Consider the following 16400-nt stretch of genomic DNA (forward strand, 5'->3'; position numbering starts at 1 on the left):
AAAAATTTTTTCCTATTTTAATAAGCTCAAAAAGTCTGAAACTGGATCATTTGGAACCATTTGAGCAGTAAGTTTAACACCTTTTTCCGCCAATTTGTGGAAATCTTCTACGTCTTTATCAACAACGTTAATAGAACGTGTGATAGGACGAGTTTCTGGTGTTTGAGACATGTTACCGACGTTGACAGTTTCAAGCGGCACACCTGCTTCTACCAAACCGAGGAAACGGTCAGGTTTGCGTGCTACAATCAAAAGACGTTGGCTATCATATTTACCAGCAAGGATATTCGCCGCTGCTTTATCAACTGGCAAAATACTAAGTTTTACACCTGGTGGTGTTGCGAGTTTCAAGCCGCTTTTTTCAACGTCGTTGTTCACAACTTCATTGTCAACGACCATGATACGTGAAACATTAAGTTTAGCAGACCAAAGGTTTGCCACTTGTCCGTGAATTAAGCGCCCATCTATACGGCATCCTACAATTGTCATAAATTTTCCCCCTTTATATGTTTTAGTGTAGGTTTACGAGTTAAATGTATGTGATCTTTATACTCCCCTTCAGTTTCAAAGATAATGATGCGGTTAGCACCTTCCTTGAGATAGCTGTGCGGAATATAAAGCGATAAGGTTGGACCAACATTCCAGAAACGTCCTAGATTACGGCCATTGACATAGGCAATCCCTTTGCCAAACTCAGATAGTTCTAAGTAGGTATCCTTCGGAGCCTCAACTTCAAAGTCATAGGCGTAAAAGGCAGGTTGCCCTTCTGTCCATCCTTTTGAGAAATCAATCTTTTCAGGATTATCTAGTGGAAGCGGATATTGTTTCCAATTGAGCAAGAAATGCAGATCTTTACAAACACCTGTACGAATCCCTTTTCGCTGGGTATCTGCTAAGAATTTGTGACCATAATTGACACGCCCCATATTTTCTACCAGGATATCAAAACGAGAGAGCGCTTTCTTTTTTCCTTGATAGAAGATATCTTCTCCAATTTCAGTCTGGTACTGAGTTGCAACCCATTTACCATCTACAAATAGCTGAGCTCTGTCTCGACCGTCAATGATGCGGATGCGTTCTTCTTCTGCATCCCAACTAGCTTCTGTACGATAGAGTAGATAACCGTAGCTTTGCCCCAACTCTTCCATTTTCTTAGGATAGAGACTCTCGATAGGACTTGTTAGGCTATCCAAGGTTCCAAAGAGAGAAACTTTCTCAACCAGTGGAATGTTTTCAACTTCCATACTCTCTTTGTAAAGCGGTTCTAATTGTGGATACTCAGGATAGTAAGTTGCCATCATTTCCTTAACTGCCATGTATTTAGCAGTTGGATTGCCAGCTTCATTAAGGAGAGCGTCATAATCATAAGATGTTACTTGTGGTAAATCAATGGTCCCTCGAGCTGAACAACCATTCATAAATCCAAAGTTGGTTCCACCGTGGAACATATAAAGGTTGATAGAGGCTTGCTCTAGCACCTCATGTACGGCTTCTGCTAACTCCTCTGGCTCACGCGTGATGACTGGTTCTTTCCATCGGTTAAACCATCCATCCCAGAATTCCATACACATGAGTGGCCATTTCTTGTCATGCTCATCAAAGAACTCTTGCATTTGCGAGAAGTTAAAGTTAGCTTTTGAACCAAAGTTCCCTGTCACAAAGAGATCATCTTCAATCAAGGTACCAGCTTTCAGAGTTGCTCGCCATGGGCCATCAGATGTAAAGAGCGGACAAGTCACTGAACGTTCTTCCATCAATCGGCGAATCTCACGCAAGTAGGTCTTGTCTTCACCATAAGAACCGTACTCATTTTCAACCTGCACCATGAGGATGTTACCACCATTGTCCAACAATCTTGAAACAAGACGCGGAAGTAAATGATCGTAGTAACATCCTACCATTTCAACAAAGGCTGAATCAGAAGAACGGATTCGCATGTCTTTATTTAAAAGCCATGCTGGTAAACCACCGAATTCCCACTCTGCACAGATAAAGGGAGATGGTCGAACAATAGCATACAAGCCTAAGTCCTGAGCTGTCTGAAGAAATTTGTCAATATTAAGATTGCCTTCAAAATTGAAGTTTCCTTCAGTTGGCTCATGCAAATTCCAAGCGACATATGTTTCAACAGTGTTGAAACCTAAAGCTTTGAGATTGTATAATGAATGATACCAGTCTTCTTCAGGAATTCTAAAATAATGAATGGCACCAGATAAAATTTTGAATGGTTTCCCATCTAGGTAAAAATCATCCTCAATTTTAAACCTTGCCATTTTACCACCCCATACTTTTCCGTTTGCGCTTTCATTTGTTGTTATATTAAATAATAAACTAATGAATCCATCTTGTCAATAGATTTTTCGAAAATTATTTAAATTTTTTCTTTTTTTACTGAATTGTTTTCTAAAATTCTTGTAAAAAATTTTTTTCTTAAATATTTTCGATCTAGATAGCATAAATGTATGAGTTTTTAACCGTAAATAATATGTAAGTCAATCGCTTAGAATATTATTTTATTTTTTTACATTATTTACTATCATTTTCAAACTATTTATGGTAAAATCGAAGATGGAGAGGGAAAAAATGAGGTGAAAATATGGCAATTCCAAAGTATCAATATATCAAAGATGAATTGAAAAACAAAATCATTTCAGGTCAATTTGCAAGTGGCGACAAGTTCTACACTGAAGCAGAATTGATCGCAATGTATGACGTAAGTTCAATCACTGTTGTTCGCGCCTTAAACGACCTTGCTAAAGACGGTTATATTGTCCGCCAACAAGGAAAGGGAACATTTGTGGCTCGCGCTCGTAAGCACAAACTCGTAGAATTTTCTGATGTAGAAATTTTTGAAACCAAGGACGATAAAGTCACTGTTCTTTCTATTGAACGTGGTAACGATCTTAACTACTTAGAAAAATTGGGATTGCGTGGCGATCAATTTTATTACAAAATCGAACGTGTCCGTGAATCTAACGGTGTTACTTATATCTACCACACATCTTATATCCCTGAACAATACATCAATGCAAACTATCCAAATCTTGAATACTATAGTTCTATCTATAATCGTTTCAAATTGGACTACCACATTCACATGAATGACGAGCATTTTGAAGAAATCAATGAAATTGTATTTCCAACTCCAGAACATGCTGCTTCTATCCTAGGAATCGACTCTCAGTTCCCAACTGTTCTTCAAACCAAGACAACTAAACTTGAGTCAACTGGCCAAGTGTTGGAATACATTGAAACTTACAAACGTTCTGATTTCTATAAGATTAAATTTATCTCATGTGATCGCGATCACTAAACATTAAAAAGTCTGAGACAATCGTTTCAGGCTTTTCTGTTTTTCATTATAGCACGCTAGCTTTTAGTAGGAAATATCAAATGACTTTAAACTATAATTTGGAGAAATTTTACTAAAAACAGAGTAAAAATTGAAAATTAGTTCAAATTAAATAACTTCTTATATTTTTTATAGGTATTTTATTAAAATACTTGACTTTACTAGTTTCAGATAATACAATGGAATCAGTTTGTGAAAACGCTACCAAAACAATAAATTAGGAGGTTTTTTAATGAAACCAGAAAATAAACAGCGCTTCTCTATTCGTAAATATGCAATCGGAGCGGCTTCTGTATTGATCGGCTTTGCCTTTCAGGCTCAAGCTGTTGCTGCTGACGGAGTCGTACCTGCTCCAACAGAAAATCAGCCTGCTGTCCAAACTACTGGAGAAGTCACTCCACCAACGAGTGAAGAAAAACTCGAAACTGCTCCAACAACAGAAAATGCTACTCCAGTTGCTCCAGTAGCAACTACTGAAGCTCCAAAAGTTGAAACTACTCCTGCACCTGTCGTAGAAAAAGCTGTTGCAACCGAAGAAACTCCAGCAAAGCCAGAAGTAACTGAAGAAGTTAAGAAGACAGAATCTGAAAAAGAAAAAGTTGAAAACAAAGAAGTTGCTAAAGTTGAAGCTCCTGTAGTTGCTACAGATAGAGAAGCTCAAGTCAATGAAAAACTAGCTAAAAAGAAAATCGTTTCAATCGATGCAGGGCGTAAATACTTCTCTCCTGAACAACTGAAAGAAATCATCGACAAAGCCAAACACTATGGTTACACTGATCTTCATCTCCTAGTCGGAAATGATGGCTTGCGCTTTATGCTTGATGATATGTCTCTAACTGTAGGGGACAAGACTTATGCAAGCGATGATGTCAAACGTGCTGTTGAAAATGGAACAAATGCCTACTACAACGATCCAAACGGCAATCATCTAACTGAAAGCCAAATGACCGATTTGATTAACTATGCTAAGGATAAAGGTATCGGCCTTATCCCATCTGTTAACAGTCCTGGTCACATGGACGCTATCCTTAATGCCATGAAAGAACTAGGTATTGAAAAGCCTAACTTTAACTATTTTGGTAAAGAATCAGCACGTACTGTCGACCTTGACAATGAAAAAGCAGTTGCCTTCACAAAAGCTTTGATTGACAAGTATGCAGGCTACTTTGCTGGTAAGTCTGAAATCTTCAACATCGGTTTGGATGAGTACGCTAACGATGCTACGGATGCTAAAGGATGGAGCGTTCTTCAAGCCTATAAATGGTATCCAGAAGATGGATTCCCAGACAAGGGCTATGACAAATTCATCGCCTATGCTAATGACCTAGCTCGTATCGTCAAATCTCACGGTCTAAAACCTATGGCCTTCAACGATGGTATCTACTATAATAGCGATACAAGTTTTGGTACCTTTGACAAGGACATCATCGTCTCTATGTGGACTGGTGGCTGGGGCGGTTACGATGTCTCTTCTTCTAAATTACTAGCTGAAAAAGGACACGAAATCCTCAACACTAACGATGCTTGGTACTACGTTCTCGGCCGTAATGCTGACGGACAAGGTTGGTACAACCTTGATCAAGGATTGAACGGCATTAAGAGTACACCGATTACTTCTGTACCAAAAACAGAAGGAGCTGACGTTCCTATTATCGGTGGTATGGTAGCTGCTTGGGCTGATACTCCATCTGCTCGCTACTCTCCATCTCGTCTCTTCAAACTCATGCGTCAATTCGCAAACTCAAATGCTGAATACTTCGCTGCTGACTACGAGTCTGCTGAACAAGCTCTGAAAGAAGTTCCAACAGACCTTACTCGCTACACAGAAGAAAGTATTGCAGCCGTTAAAGAAGCTGAAAAAGCCATCCGTTCTCTCGATAGCAACCTCAGCCGTGCTCAACAAGATACTATTGACCAAGCGATCGCAAAACTCCAGGAAGCTGTTAGCAACTTGACCTTCACTCCAGAAGCTCAAAAAGAAGAAGACGCTAAACGCGAAGTTGAAAAACTAGCTAAAAACAAGGTTATCTCTATCGATGCCGGACGTAAATACTTCACGCTAGACCAACTTAAACGTATCGTTGACAAGGCTAGTGAGCTCGGCTACTCTGACCTCCACTTGCTACTTGGAAATGATGGACTTCGCTTCCTCTTGGATGATATGAGTATCTCAGCAAACGGCAAGACTTATGCAAGCGACGATGTGAAAAAGGCCATCATAGAAGGAACAAAATCTTACTACGACGATCCTAATGGAACTACTTTGAACCAAGCTGAAATCACTGAACTTATCCAGTATGCTAAGGACAAAGGTATTGGACTAATCCCAGCTATCAATAGCCCAGGCCACATGGATGCTATGCTTGTCGCTATGGAAAAATTAGGCATCGCAAACCCTCAAGCTAACTTTGACAAGGTTTCAAAAACAACTATGGACCTTGAAAACGAAGAAGCAATGAACTTTACAAAAGCCCTCATCGGCAAGTACATGGACTTCTTTGCTGGTAAGACTAAGATCTTTAACTATGGTACAGATGAATATGCTAATGACGCTACCAATGCTCAAGGTTGGTACTACCTCAAGTGGTATGGTCTCTACGGTAAATTTGCTGAATACGCTAATAGCCTAGCTGCCATGGCTAAAGAAAAAGGCTTGCAACCAATGGCCTTTAACGATGGCTTCTACTACGAAGACAAGGACGATGTCGAGTTTGATAAAGACGTTATCATCTCTTACTGGTCTAAAGGATGGTGGGGTTACAACCTTGCGTCTCCTCAATACCTAGCAAGTAAGGGGTACAAATTCCTTAACACGAATGGGGATTGGTACTACATTCTCGGTCAAAAACCAGAAGATGGTGGTGGCTTCCTCAAGAAAGCTATTGAAAATACTGAAAAAACTCCATTTAACCAACTAGCTTCAACTAAGTATCCTGAAGTCGACCTACCTACTGTTGGTAGTATGTTAGCTATCTGGGCTGATAGACCAAGCGCAGAATACAAAGAAGAAGAAATCTTTGAACTCATGACTGCCTTTGCAGATCACAACAAAGACTACTTCCGTGCTGACTACAAAGCGCTACGCGAAGAACTTGCTCAAATCCCTGAAAACTTAGAAGGATATAGCACAGAAAGTCTCGACGCTCTCAAGGCTGCTAAAGATGCTCTTAACTACAACCTCAATCGTAACAAACAAGCTGAATTGGATACACTTGTAGCTAATCTCAAAGTTGCTAGACTTGGTCTTAAACCAGCTGCCACTCACTCAGGAAGCCTCGATGAGAGTGAAACTGCTGCTACAGTTGAAAATCGACCAGAGCTTCTTGTTAAGACAGAAGAAATTCCATTTGAGATCGTTAAGAAAGAAAATCCTAACCTTCCAGCAGGACAAGAGAAAGTCATCACTGTTGGTGTCAAAGGAGAACGTACTAAGTATCTTTCAGTTGTGACTGAAAATGGCAAGCAGACAGAAACAGTTCTTGAAGATCAAGTAACGAAAGAAGCTGTCAATCAAGTTGTCGAAGTTGGAACATTAGCAACACATGTAGGAGACGAAAAAGGTCAAGCTCCAGTGCTAAGTAAACCTCGTGTAGTCATCGAAGATGAAGAAATTCCATTTACAACCATCACTCGCGAGACTCCTTCGCTACCAAAGGGACAAACTCGTCTAGTAACTGCAGGTGTCAACGGTCGTCGTAGCCATTTTTACTCTGTGACTACTGCTGCTGACGGAAGCGAAGTAAAAACATTGGTTACAAGTGTTGTCGCTCAAGAACCAGTTACTCAAATCATTGAAATTGGGACTCCTGTAACACATGTGGGAGATGAAAAAGGTCTAGCTCCTGTTGCGGAAGAAAAACCAGCACTAGAGATTCCAAATATACCGGCTCCTATTGCAGAAGAAAAACCGAAATTAGAAATTCCAAATGTACCAGCTCCAGAAACTGTTCCTGCTAAGGAAAACAAAGCACTTCCTCAAGGTCCAGCTCCTGTAGCAAAAGAAAATAAACTTCCTGAAACAGGAAGCCAAGGTTCAGAATGGTTGATTGCTACAGGTCTCATGGCCGCACTCACAGCTTATGGACTAAGTAAGAAAAAAGATTAAGCACAAATAAAAAAGCGAGATACAATCTCGCTTTTTTATTATCATTAATCACCCAAACCGATACGTTCAAAGATATCATCCACTCGTTTAGTGTAGTATGCAGGGTTGAAGATTTCATCAATTTCCTCTTGAGTCAGGCGTGATGTCACTTCTGGATCTGCTTCAAGAAGTGGCTTGAAGTCTACTTGGTTATCCCAAGAGTAGGCTGTTTTCGGTTGCACCAAATCATAAGCTTGCTCACGCGTCATGCCTTTTTCAATCAAGGTCAACATGGCACGTTGGCTAAAGATAAGACCAAAAGTCGAGTTCATGTTGCGGATCATATTTTCTGGGAAGACTGTCAAGTTCTTGACGATATTTCCAAAACGGTTAAGCATGTAGTCGATCAAAATGGTCGTGTCCGGTGTGATGATACGCTCAGCTGATGAGTGAGAAATATCACGTTCGTGCCAGAGAGCAACATTTTCATAAGCTGTCACCATGTGACCACGGATAACACGCGCAAGACCTGTCATGTTTTCAGAACCGATAGGGTTGCGTTTGTGAGGCATTGCTGAAGATCCTTTTTGACCCTTGGCAAAGAACTCTTCTACTTCGCGTTGCTCAGATTTTTGAAGACCACGGATCTCCGTTGCCATACGTTCGATGGAAGTCGCAATGCTAGCAAGAACTGCAAAGTACTCAGCATGAAGGTCACGAGGAAGCACCTGTGTAGAGATTTCTTGAGCACGGATGCCCAGTTTGTCGCAGACGTATTGTTCAACGAATGGTGGAATGTTGGCAAAGTTCCCAACCGCACCAGAAATCTTACCAGCTTCTACACCAGCAGCCGCATGCTCGAAACGTTCGATATTGCGCTTCATTTCACTATACCAAGTCGCCAATTTAAGACCAAAAGTTGTCGGCTCAGCGTGCACACCGTGGGTACGACCCATCATGATAGTGAACTTGTGTTCTTTCGCTTTATCAGCAATGATGTTGAGGAAGTTTTCAAGATCCTTGCGGATAATGTCGTTGGCTTGTTTGTAGAGGTAACCATAGGCCGTATCGACCACGTCAGTAGAAGTCAAACCATAGTGAACCCACTTACGCTCTTCACCAAGAGTTTCAGAAACCGCACGTGTGAAGGCAACCACATCGTGACGAGTTTGCTGCTCGATTTCCAAAATACGGTCAATGTCAAAGTCCGCTTTTTCACGAATCAAAGCCACATCTTCCTTAGGGATTTCTCCCAATTCAGCCCATGCCTCGTCAGCCAAGATTTCCACCTCAAGCCAAGCACGGTATTTATTTTCTTCAGTCCAAATGTTCGCCATTTCAGGGCGACTATATCTTTCAATCATGTTGTTTATTTTTCCTTTCTTTTGTTTAAAGCTTCAGTTCAAGGAAGCTCGTATTCAGTTAAATGAAAACGAGGCTATTCTTCCTTTCTATAAATAATTTCATATTTAAATGCTTCCACCTGAATCAATAAATTTAATCATTCCTTCATAAAGAGAAGATTCATAAGAATTCTTAGAACTTGTTTTTCTCGATGAGTTTTCTGATTTTAACATTTTTATTAGTTCTTTTGAACCATTATTTCTAAAAATCTCTTTCCATATTGTAATTTTATCAGCTAACTTATTATTTCCCCAGATTGAATAGCGCTTCATAATGCTATTTTTCCCGTTTTCATAAATATTTCGAATACTTTGTTTCATTTCTGGAGTATATTGAGTATTCGAAAAATCTAATCTGTATTGAGCTATACAAATGCCAGAGTGACTGATAATATTGCAAATCAACCAGTGTTCATTAGTAGTATCTTCAAAATACGGATTTATCAACATACTATCGTCATCCAATTTATTAAGATTACATTCATGGCAAGATGGTATTAGATTTATTGGTGTTACTGCAAAGATAGGAAACTTTGATTGGGGTAAAAGATGATCTAGCTCACTAACGTCTCCCTGTTCACAGTATGAACACTTATGAAAATTTCTTTTATCATTTGTTTTTAACCATGTATATAAACTATCATTGAACTTTTTACGTAATCTTTCCTCATAAAGATATTTCATCTCTTCAAAGCCCACATCTCTTGAAACTATACATTGTTCCTCTTTTAATAAATACAATTCACCTGTAGATGCTAAAGAACGATAAAATTCTTCGAATATAACTATTCTATCTTTACATAATTCAAATAGATTAAAATAATCTACTTCCTCACCATTAATCAATTTCTTCTTTTGAATACCATGAGTTAAGTCATAAAAAATATCATCCAGTGTCAGATATGGAATCTCTAATTTACGCATCAGGTCCATCACCTAACTCTCTCTCTAAAATTTTCGACAATAATAATTTATATCCTAGAGACCCCATTTTATTATCAAATCTGCTTAAAGATTCTTCAAAATCAAGCCCCTCTCTCGCAATTTGATTAATAAGCGTATTAAATCCTGATTCTTTCGCTTCTAAATTAAAAACTTCAAAAGTTAAACTACCAATATCTTGAGCAAATGTCTCAATATCTGGTCTATGAGCATCCATCGCATCAGATTTAACATCTCTCGTTAGTTTATAAACACAATCTTTTTGTACCTCTTGAAGAATTACTGGCGAGTGTGTAGCCAAAATCGCAACTCCGTTTCTCTTTATAAGTAGATGAGATAGGCTCCTTATAAAACTACTTAACAATGGGGGATGTAGATGTAATTCAGGTTCATCTAGAATAACTAATGTCTTTTCAAATGCCAGTTCTACTAACTTTGTAATTGTAAGTAATACAATTTTATGCCCTGAACTTAAACTATTAAATATTTTATATGATTCCATGTTGAACTTACGAAGATCTGAGTAAGTTTGAAAAGTATCAGAAAGTAGATGAACATTTGTTTGGCTAAAGATAGGATCGCTATACAATATGTTTATACAATCTCTCCAAAGTTTAGGTTTTTTTCTCAATGTTAACCTTAAACTTTCAATAAATACCGCATTCCATCCCTCAGGAACATAGTTAATGATTTCTCCATCTTGTTCCCTCAAAAAATTACATTTTTCTGGTTTTTTAGCTTCAGTTTTATTTGATAAATGATAATATAAATAACCATTGCTTCTATCTTCACTCTCTTCAAATAATTTTTTATTTTCAAAATTACTAAAGTTTACTGAGATTATGTTTGAAAAAAAATTATCTTGATACTCTGTATTAAATGAAAATCGCTCATCTTTGTTTATTGCACTGTCGACCATCTCTGTTAATAGATAAGATTTCCCAACTCCGTTTCTCCCAATAATTGCATGTATATTTGAAGCTGGAAATTTTTGAGGATTCACTCTAAAATTCAATGAACAACTTTCTGTCATTCTAAACGAGAAATCATAGTCTGATAGCTCAGTATCCCCTTCAGCTAATCGAAAATATTTATTTTCAATTGTTGAACTTAATATACCTCTAGTTAAAGAAACCTGAAAAACATCTGTACCCTTTACTTTTTCATACAAAGCTTTATTGAATGCCACATCCCTTAAAGAAGTTAAAATATATTCTCTCTGTTCCTTAGCTATCCTATCAATTTCATAATAAAAGCTTTCATCTGTAACTAATGAGAAGAAGTTGTCTGGTAAGTTTTCAAATTCCGAAGGTAAGCGCGGAACCCTTCCTAGCATCACCATTTCGCCTATCTTCAGCGAGCCAACGTTTATTATAGATACATTTTTCTTAATATAAAAAGAATAAGTAGTTTCATATTTGAACCAGTCATCCCAATTACTATGAATTAGATAATATCCATCATCACCCAATCTAATTTCATCATAAGAATCAACTAATTTAAAAGTCATATTTCTTTCTCATTTCCTTCAAACTCCTCTTTCCCAATCCACACAGATGGATAATGATCCAGGGTATTCAAATCCGTATCTAACGGTAAATCATAGATAGCTAAGTAGTTTTCAGGGTATCGCGCAACTAGCTCTTCATACTTAGCTTTCACCTTTTCGTGATCACTACTAGCATACAAAAGTTCGACGGCTGCTCCTGTCTTCTCTTTTTCGACAAATGCGTTGATAATGAGTTGAATCATAGATTTTTCCTCTGTTAATTCACATATATTTCATTAATCTTATTTTCCAGTATTACAGGTATTTGATTATTATTAATCCATTCTAATGCTGCCAGTGGTTTTGAGTTCCCACTTGGTCTATATCCAAGTACATCTTCAAAATCATTCTCCATACTAATTGTTGAACCCAAGCTTTCATCAAGACACTCTCTAATTGCTCTTGTACTTCTATCAGAAACTGCAATAGCTTCTATAGACTTTCCTTCTTGATGGTCCACATCATAAATCGCAACATAAGGTATTTTAAATTTATTTAACAACTTCATATACAGTGGGATATTATCCTTACTTCCACAATTAATTATAGTAAAACTATGCTTATAGACTCCCAGCTTCTTTGCAATACTTGGAATGCTAACTGCCTCAGTATCTCCCTCCACTAAGATAACCTTATCAGCAAAAAACAACTCACTTCTTTCAGCATTTATCCAATTTAGATACTTCCACTTATCCCTGTCATTTTCTTGTTGAAAAAGTTCTTCATCACACTTTGAAACTTCAGATTCTCCGCTATCAGTCTTTCTCACAATACAAATAGATTTATACTTTTCTAAATCAATTAAGTTATTGGAGTGGGTAGTAACAAAGACCTGATTACCCTCAGATAAACTTACTAAATCATCAAATAATTGCTTTTGTGCTTGAGGGTGCAGAAACAATTCAGGTTCCTCAAACAAAAAATATTTTGATTTAGAGGCTTGTCTAGTGGAGGTTTCATTTTCACTAACCTCTTTACTTGATCTTTCAGCTAAAAGTTTAATCAAAGACAGATAAAATGTACGCTGTAAACCATTTCCCTTATGAGATATATCAGTTTCAACTCCATCATCAAACAAGATTTCAATATAAGATTTCATAACCTCTGGGACGTCCGGAGTCTTGAATTGTATTTTAACTTCTGTTCCCCAATCTTTGAGTTGATTTGACAAGTCATTTTCTAATTTTGAAATCTCATCCAGATCTTCCTCTTTTTCTACCGAAGCATTTCTCTGATTCAATACTGAAATAGCATCTTGCAGATTCCTTACAGCTTGTGAGTAATTTTGATTCACATCAGATAATAGGATCTCATTATATAATTTACCGAACATTGAACTTGCTTTTAAATTTAACTCATCAGAAGTATCTTTCAAGGCCGGAAGATAGTAAACATCACCAAGTAAACCTTGAGCAATATTTGCTTTTCCTAAAAAATTTGACTCTTCTAAAACATAGTTTTTTTCAATACCATGAGACCTGATATACTCTTCCCTCAAGCTTTTGAGTTCTTCAACTTGCTTAGTTTTTGAATTGCCCTCAAATTCAGAGGATATCATTTTTTTTAATTTAGAAAGCGGACTATTCTCAAGATCAATATTTCTAAGTAATTTCTTAAATTCATCATCCTCAAGCCACGCATTTTCTTCAGTATATCTCTTAGTATAACCATTATAAGTAGGATTACCCGACATTTTTACAGTTTTTCTTACTTTCATCTCACAAGCTTCCGTAACATATTTTGAAAATGTCGTTTGCTCTTCATTAGTTAATTCTTTAAATTCGATCTCAACAAATAACTCCTCAGTCCCTTTGAAATAATCATCCTCCTTAATTTTTATTCCGTCAAAGAAGAATAACAGAGAAGATAACAAGTTAGATTTTCCATGATTATTTTGTCCAATGATTATCATTAAATCATTTATACTTATATCTAAGTCTTTAAATGACTTCCAATTATGTAATTTTATATTCGAGATTTTCATAATAACTCCAATGTTTCGTTCACAGTTCCCATACCTCATCCGGCACATCACTAAACAAAGTCACGTGCCCCATCTTGCGGTTGTGTTTCGCTTCTAGTTTACCATATAAGTGGAGGTGAGCGCTTGGATTTTCTGTCACATATGTTTCAGCAGCCTCGACGTGTTGGCCGAGGACATTGAGCATGACAGCTGGCGCATGGAGGTGGATTGCTGGTAGTGGCGCTCCGAGAACGCCCAAGATATGCGTGTCAAACTGTGAAAAGTCGCAGGCTTCAATTGAGTAGTGCCCTGAATTGTGTGGACGTGGCGCGATTTCGTTGACAATGATGTCATCAGCCGTCGCAAACATTTCCACGCAAAGCGTTCCAGACAAGTTCAGTTGTTCTGCGATTCGAACTGCCATAGCTTTGGCTTTTTCAGCTAGACTTTCTGAAATGCGAGCAGGCACAATTGTTTTTGAAAGAATATTGTTGCGGTGAATATTTTCCTGAACTGGGAAAACTGTCACGTCCTTGTCATTACCAGATACAATGACTGAAATCTCAAGGTCAAAGTTGACGAATTCTTCTAAAACGCAGTCTGCTGAGTCAGCTAGCACATAGGCTTCTTCCAAGTCTGCTTCTGAGCGAATGACCTTTTGCCCATGTCCATCATAGCCACCAGTCGCGGTCTTGAGAACATAGTTTTTCGATAGGTCAATATCTGCCAAGTCTTGGCTTGAGGTCACGACCTTGTAAGGAGCCACAGTGACTTGTGCTTTGTTGGAAAGGAAGTCCTTTTCAAAAATGCGATTTTGGGAAATGCGAAGTAGGTCTGTCCCTTGTGGAAGTTGACCGTCTTTGATAACGGCATCCAAACCATCAGCATCTACATTTTCAAATTCATAAGTGAGAACATCACAGCGATCTGCCAACTGACGAAGAGCATCTACGTCGTCGTAAGGGGCCACGATGATTTCCGCCACACGGGAGGCTGGACAATCAGCTGCTGGATCCAGCGCGATAACCTTGTGTCCCATGTAGATAGCTGAGATCGCCATCATCTGACCGAGCTGGCCACCACCGATGATGCCAATGGTTTTAGTTGAGCTCATTAGTAGACTCCTCTGCGATTTTTCCTTGTTCTTCAGCAAAGTTAGCAAGCGCATCTGCAATAGCCTTATCCTCTACTGAAAGAAGACGAAGGGCAAAGAGGGCCGCATTTGTCGCACCTGCTTCACCGATCGCCATGGTTGCGACTGGTACTCCACCCGGCATCTGAACGATAGAGTAGAGAGAATCCACACCGCTAAGAGCACGTGATTTGACCGGCACACCGATGACTGGAAGTGTAGTCTTAGCTGCTACCATCCCTGGCAAGTGAGCAGCGCCACCCGCACCTGCGATGATGGCCTTGATGCCACGGCTACGTGCTTCTTCCGCATGTTTGAACATGAGGTCTGGTGTACGGTGTGCGGAAACAACTTTCTTTTCGTAAGCAACGCCAAAGTTGTCGAGGACTTCGGCAGCTTTTTGCATGGTTGCCCAGTCGGATTTTGAGCCCATGATGATGGAAATTACTGGTTTAGTCATAATTTTTCCTTTTTCTTTTTTTGATAATGGTCTTAGGTGGTGGGGACGGAAGCAAACCTTCGGTTTCATTCCTAAACTTTGAGCCTAAGGTCTCAAAGTTTCCCCCGACCAGAACAGATACTGTTCGGGTCTTTTCCCCACGGAGACCATTATCGTGTTTGGCTCGCTTTCGCTCGCCTTTTACAAATATAATATCTGTTAATCTTTTATCGCCTTGCTACCGATATCCGTACGATAGAAGAGGCCTTCTGTGTTTTGTTTGTTGAGTTCGTTGTAGATAATATTTTGGCCGTCTTTAACTGTGTCTGCTGTTGTGACGAGCATGTAGACACGTCCGCCGTTTGAGAGGAGATCTTGGCCATTTTCAGCAAATTTAGCTCCAGCATAGTAAGTGATGATGTCACCCTCTGTCTTGGCTGGAAGTTTGACACCCTTCTCATAAGCGAGTGGGTAGCCGTTTGAGGCTACAACCACGCCTAGTGTCACACCCTTGTCCGTCCAAGTGATGGCTGGCTCTTTACCATCCAAAATATCGGTGATATTTTGTGCAAAGTCAGATGTCAAGCGAGGCAAGATGATTTGTGTTTCAGGATCGCCAAAGCGTGAGTTGAACTCGATAACTTTAGGGCCATCAGCTGTCAGGATAAGCCCCGCGTAAAGGACACCAAGATAGGGGCGCCCTTCTTTAATCATGCCTTCAAGAACAGGCTTGACAATGGTGTCAACCGCTGTATCAACCACGCTTTGTAGCAAGTGAGGAACTGGCGCATAGGCACCCATCCCCCCAGTGTTAGGCCCCTTGTCACCATCGTAGGTACGTTTGTGGTCCTGAGCCGTTGGCATAATGTAGAATTTGTCGCCATTGACAAAGGCAAAGAGAGAAAACTCTTCTCCATCCAGGAATTCCTCGATGACTACACGCGCACCTGAATCACCAAATTTATTGTCCAAAAGCATCTCATGAGCGGCTTCGACGGCTTGCTCAACTGTCTCCGCAACGACGACACCTTTCCCAAGGGCCAAGCCATCTGCTTTGACGACGATTGGAGCGCCTTTCTCCTCGATATAGGCCTTGGCTTCCTCAAAATCTGAAAATGTGCCATAGGCTGCTGTCGGAACATCGTATTTGACCATGATTTCCTTAGCAAAATCCTTAGACCACTCCAACTCCGCTGCCAATCTTGTCGGACCAAAGGCTTTGAGACCAGCTGCATTGAAATCATCCACGATACCAGCCGCAAGAGCGTCATCTGGACCAATGAAGGACCAAGCAATATCGTTGGCTTTTGCAAACTCAATCAATTTATAATGTTCGGAAATAGAGATATTTACCAGTTCCAGACCATCCAGAGTCATCCCGTCATTCCCAGGAGCTACAAAGACTTTTTCAACGTCTTTTGACTCAAGTAACTTCTTAGCAATCGCATGTTCACGACCACCCGAACCAACAACTAACAGCTTCATCTTACAACCTCTTTTGCGAATTATTTACTAATATTATACCATAAACGTTCG

General features: G+C 39.3%; 12 protein-coding genes. 2 read left to right on the forward strand and 10 right to left on the reverse strand.

The annotated features are described in order from the left end of the window. Nucleotides 1-12: 12 nt before the first annotated feature. A complete protein-coding gene (locus O3633_RS05835) occupies nt 13-489 on the reverse strand; it encodes a PTS sugar transporter subunit IIB (protein ID WP_006147736.1) in 477 nt (158 codons plus the stop codon). Beyond that, on the reverse strand, nt 486-2273 hold the full coding sequence (locus O3633_RS05840; protein ID WP_371620716.1) for a glycoside hydrolase family 35 protein: 1788 nt from the start codon (nt 2271-2273) through the stop codon (nt 486-488). The genes O3633_RS05835 and O3633_RS05840 overlap by 4 nt, the downstream gene beginning before the upstream one ends. Before the next feature lie 323 nt (nt 2274-2596). On the opposite strand from O3633_RS05840, the gene agaR reads away from it, so the two are divergent. Then, complete coding sequence (gene agaR, locus O3633_RS05845) at nt 2597-3313, forward strand: transcriptional regulator AgaR (RefSeq protein WP_001007179.1); 717 nt, start codon at nt 2597-2599, stop codon at nt 3311-3313. A 271-nt stretch (nt 3314-3584) separates the two neighbouring features. Further along, entirely contained in the window at nt 3585-7457 is a 3873-nt protein-coding gene (gene strH, locus O3633_RS05850) for an LPXTG-anchored beta-N-acetylhexosaminidase StrH (RefSeq protein ID WP_371620717.1), read from the forward strand. A gap of 44 nt (nt 7458-7501) precedes the next feature. Here the strand turns inward: strH and purB are convergent, their stop codons facing one another. The 8 genes from purB to purD form a co-directional block, all read right to left on the reverse strand. Next, the gene (purB, locus tag O3633_RS05855; RefSeq protein WP_371620718.1) at nt 7502-8800 is read right to left on the reverse strand and encodes an adenylosuccinate lyase; all 1299 of its coding nucleotides are present in this window, start codon (nt 8798-8800) and stop codon (nt 7502-7504) included. Between the two features lie 105 nt (nt 8801-8905). Further along, nucleotides 8906-9763 carry an HNH endonuclease gene (locus O3633_RS05860; protein WP_254724637.1) on the reverse strand — a complete coding sequence of 286 codons (858 nt, stop codon included), beginning with the start codon at nt 9761-9763 and terminating at the stop codon, nt 8906-8908. Continuing rightward, on the reverse strand, nt 9756-11291 hold the full coding sequence (locus O3633_RS05865) for an AAA family ATPase (protein WP_371620719.1): 1536 nt from the start codon (nt 11289-11291) through the stop codon (nt 9756-9758). Before O3633_RS05865 ends, O3633_RS05860 begins: the two co-directional genes overlap by 8 nt. Further along, entirely contained in the window at nt 11288-11533 is a 246-nt protein-coding gene (locus O3633_RS05870; protein WP_254724635.1) for a phosphoribosylaminoimidazole carboxylase, read from the reverse strand. Before O3633_RS05870 ends, O3633_RS05865 begins: the two co-directional genes overlap by 4 nt. Before the next feature lie 14 nt (nt 11534-11547). Next, nucleotides 11548-13314, reverse strand: coding sequence for an AAA family ATPase (locus tag O3633_RS05875; RefSeq protein ID WP_254724634.1), 1767 nt, complete (start codon nt 13312-13314; stop codon nt 11548-11550). A gap of 19 nt (nt 13315-13333) precedes the next feature. Then, the gene (purK, locus tag O3633_RS05880) at nt 13334-14407 is read right to left on the reverse strand and encodes a 5-(carboxyamino)imidazole ribonucleotide synthase (protein ID WP_371620720.1); all 1074 of its coding nucleotides are present in this window, start codon (nt 14405-14407) and stop codon (nt 13334-13336) included. Then, on the reverse strand, nt 14394-14885 hold the full coding sequence (gene purE / locus O3633_RS05885) for a 5-(carboxyamino)imidazole ribonucleotide mutase (RefSeq protein ID WP_371620721.1): 492 nt from the start codon (nt 14883-14885) through the stop codon (nt 14394-14396). Before purE ends, purK begins: the two co-directional genes overlap by 14 nt. Before the next feature lie 198 nt (nt 14886-15083). Continuing rightward, complete coding sequence (gene purD / locus O3633_RS05890) at nt 15084-16349, reverse strand: phosphoribosylamine--glycine ligase (protein WP_371620722.1); 1266 nt, start codon at nt 16347-16349, stop codon at nt 15084-15086. Nucleotides 16350-16400: the final 51 nt, after the last annotated feature.

The sequence above is a fragment of the Streptococcus sp. 27098_8_22 genome, assembly GCF_041432415.1.
In the GTDB taxonomy this organism is placed as follows: Bacteria; Bacillota; Bacilli; order Lactobacillales; family Streptococcaceae; genus Streptococcus; species Streptococcus pseudopneumoniae_M.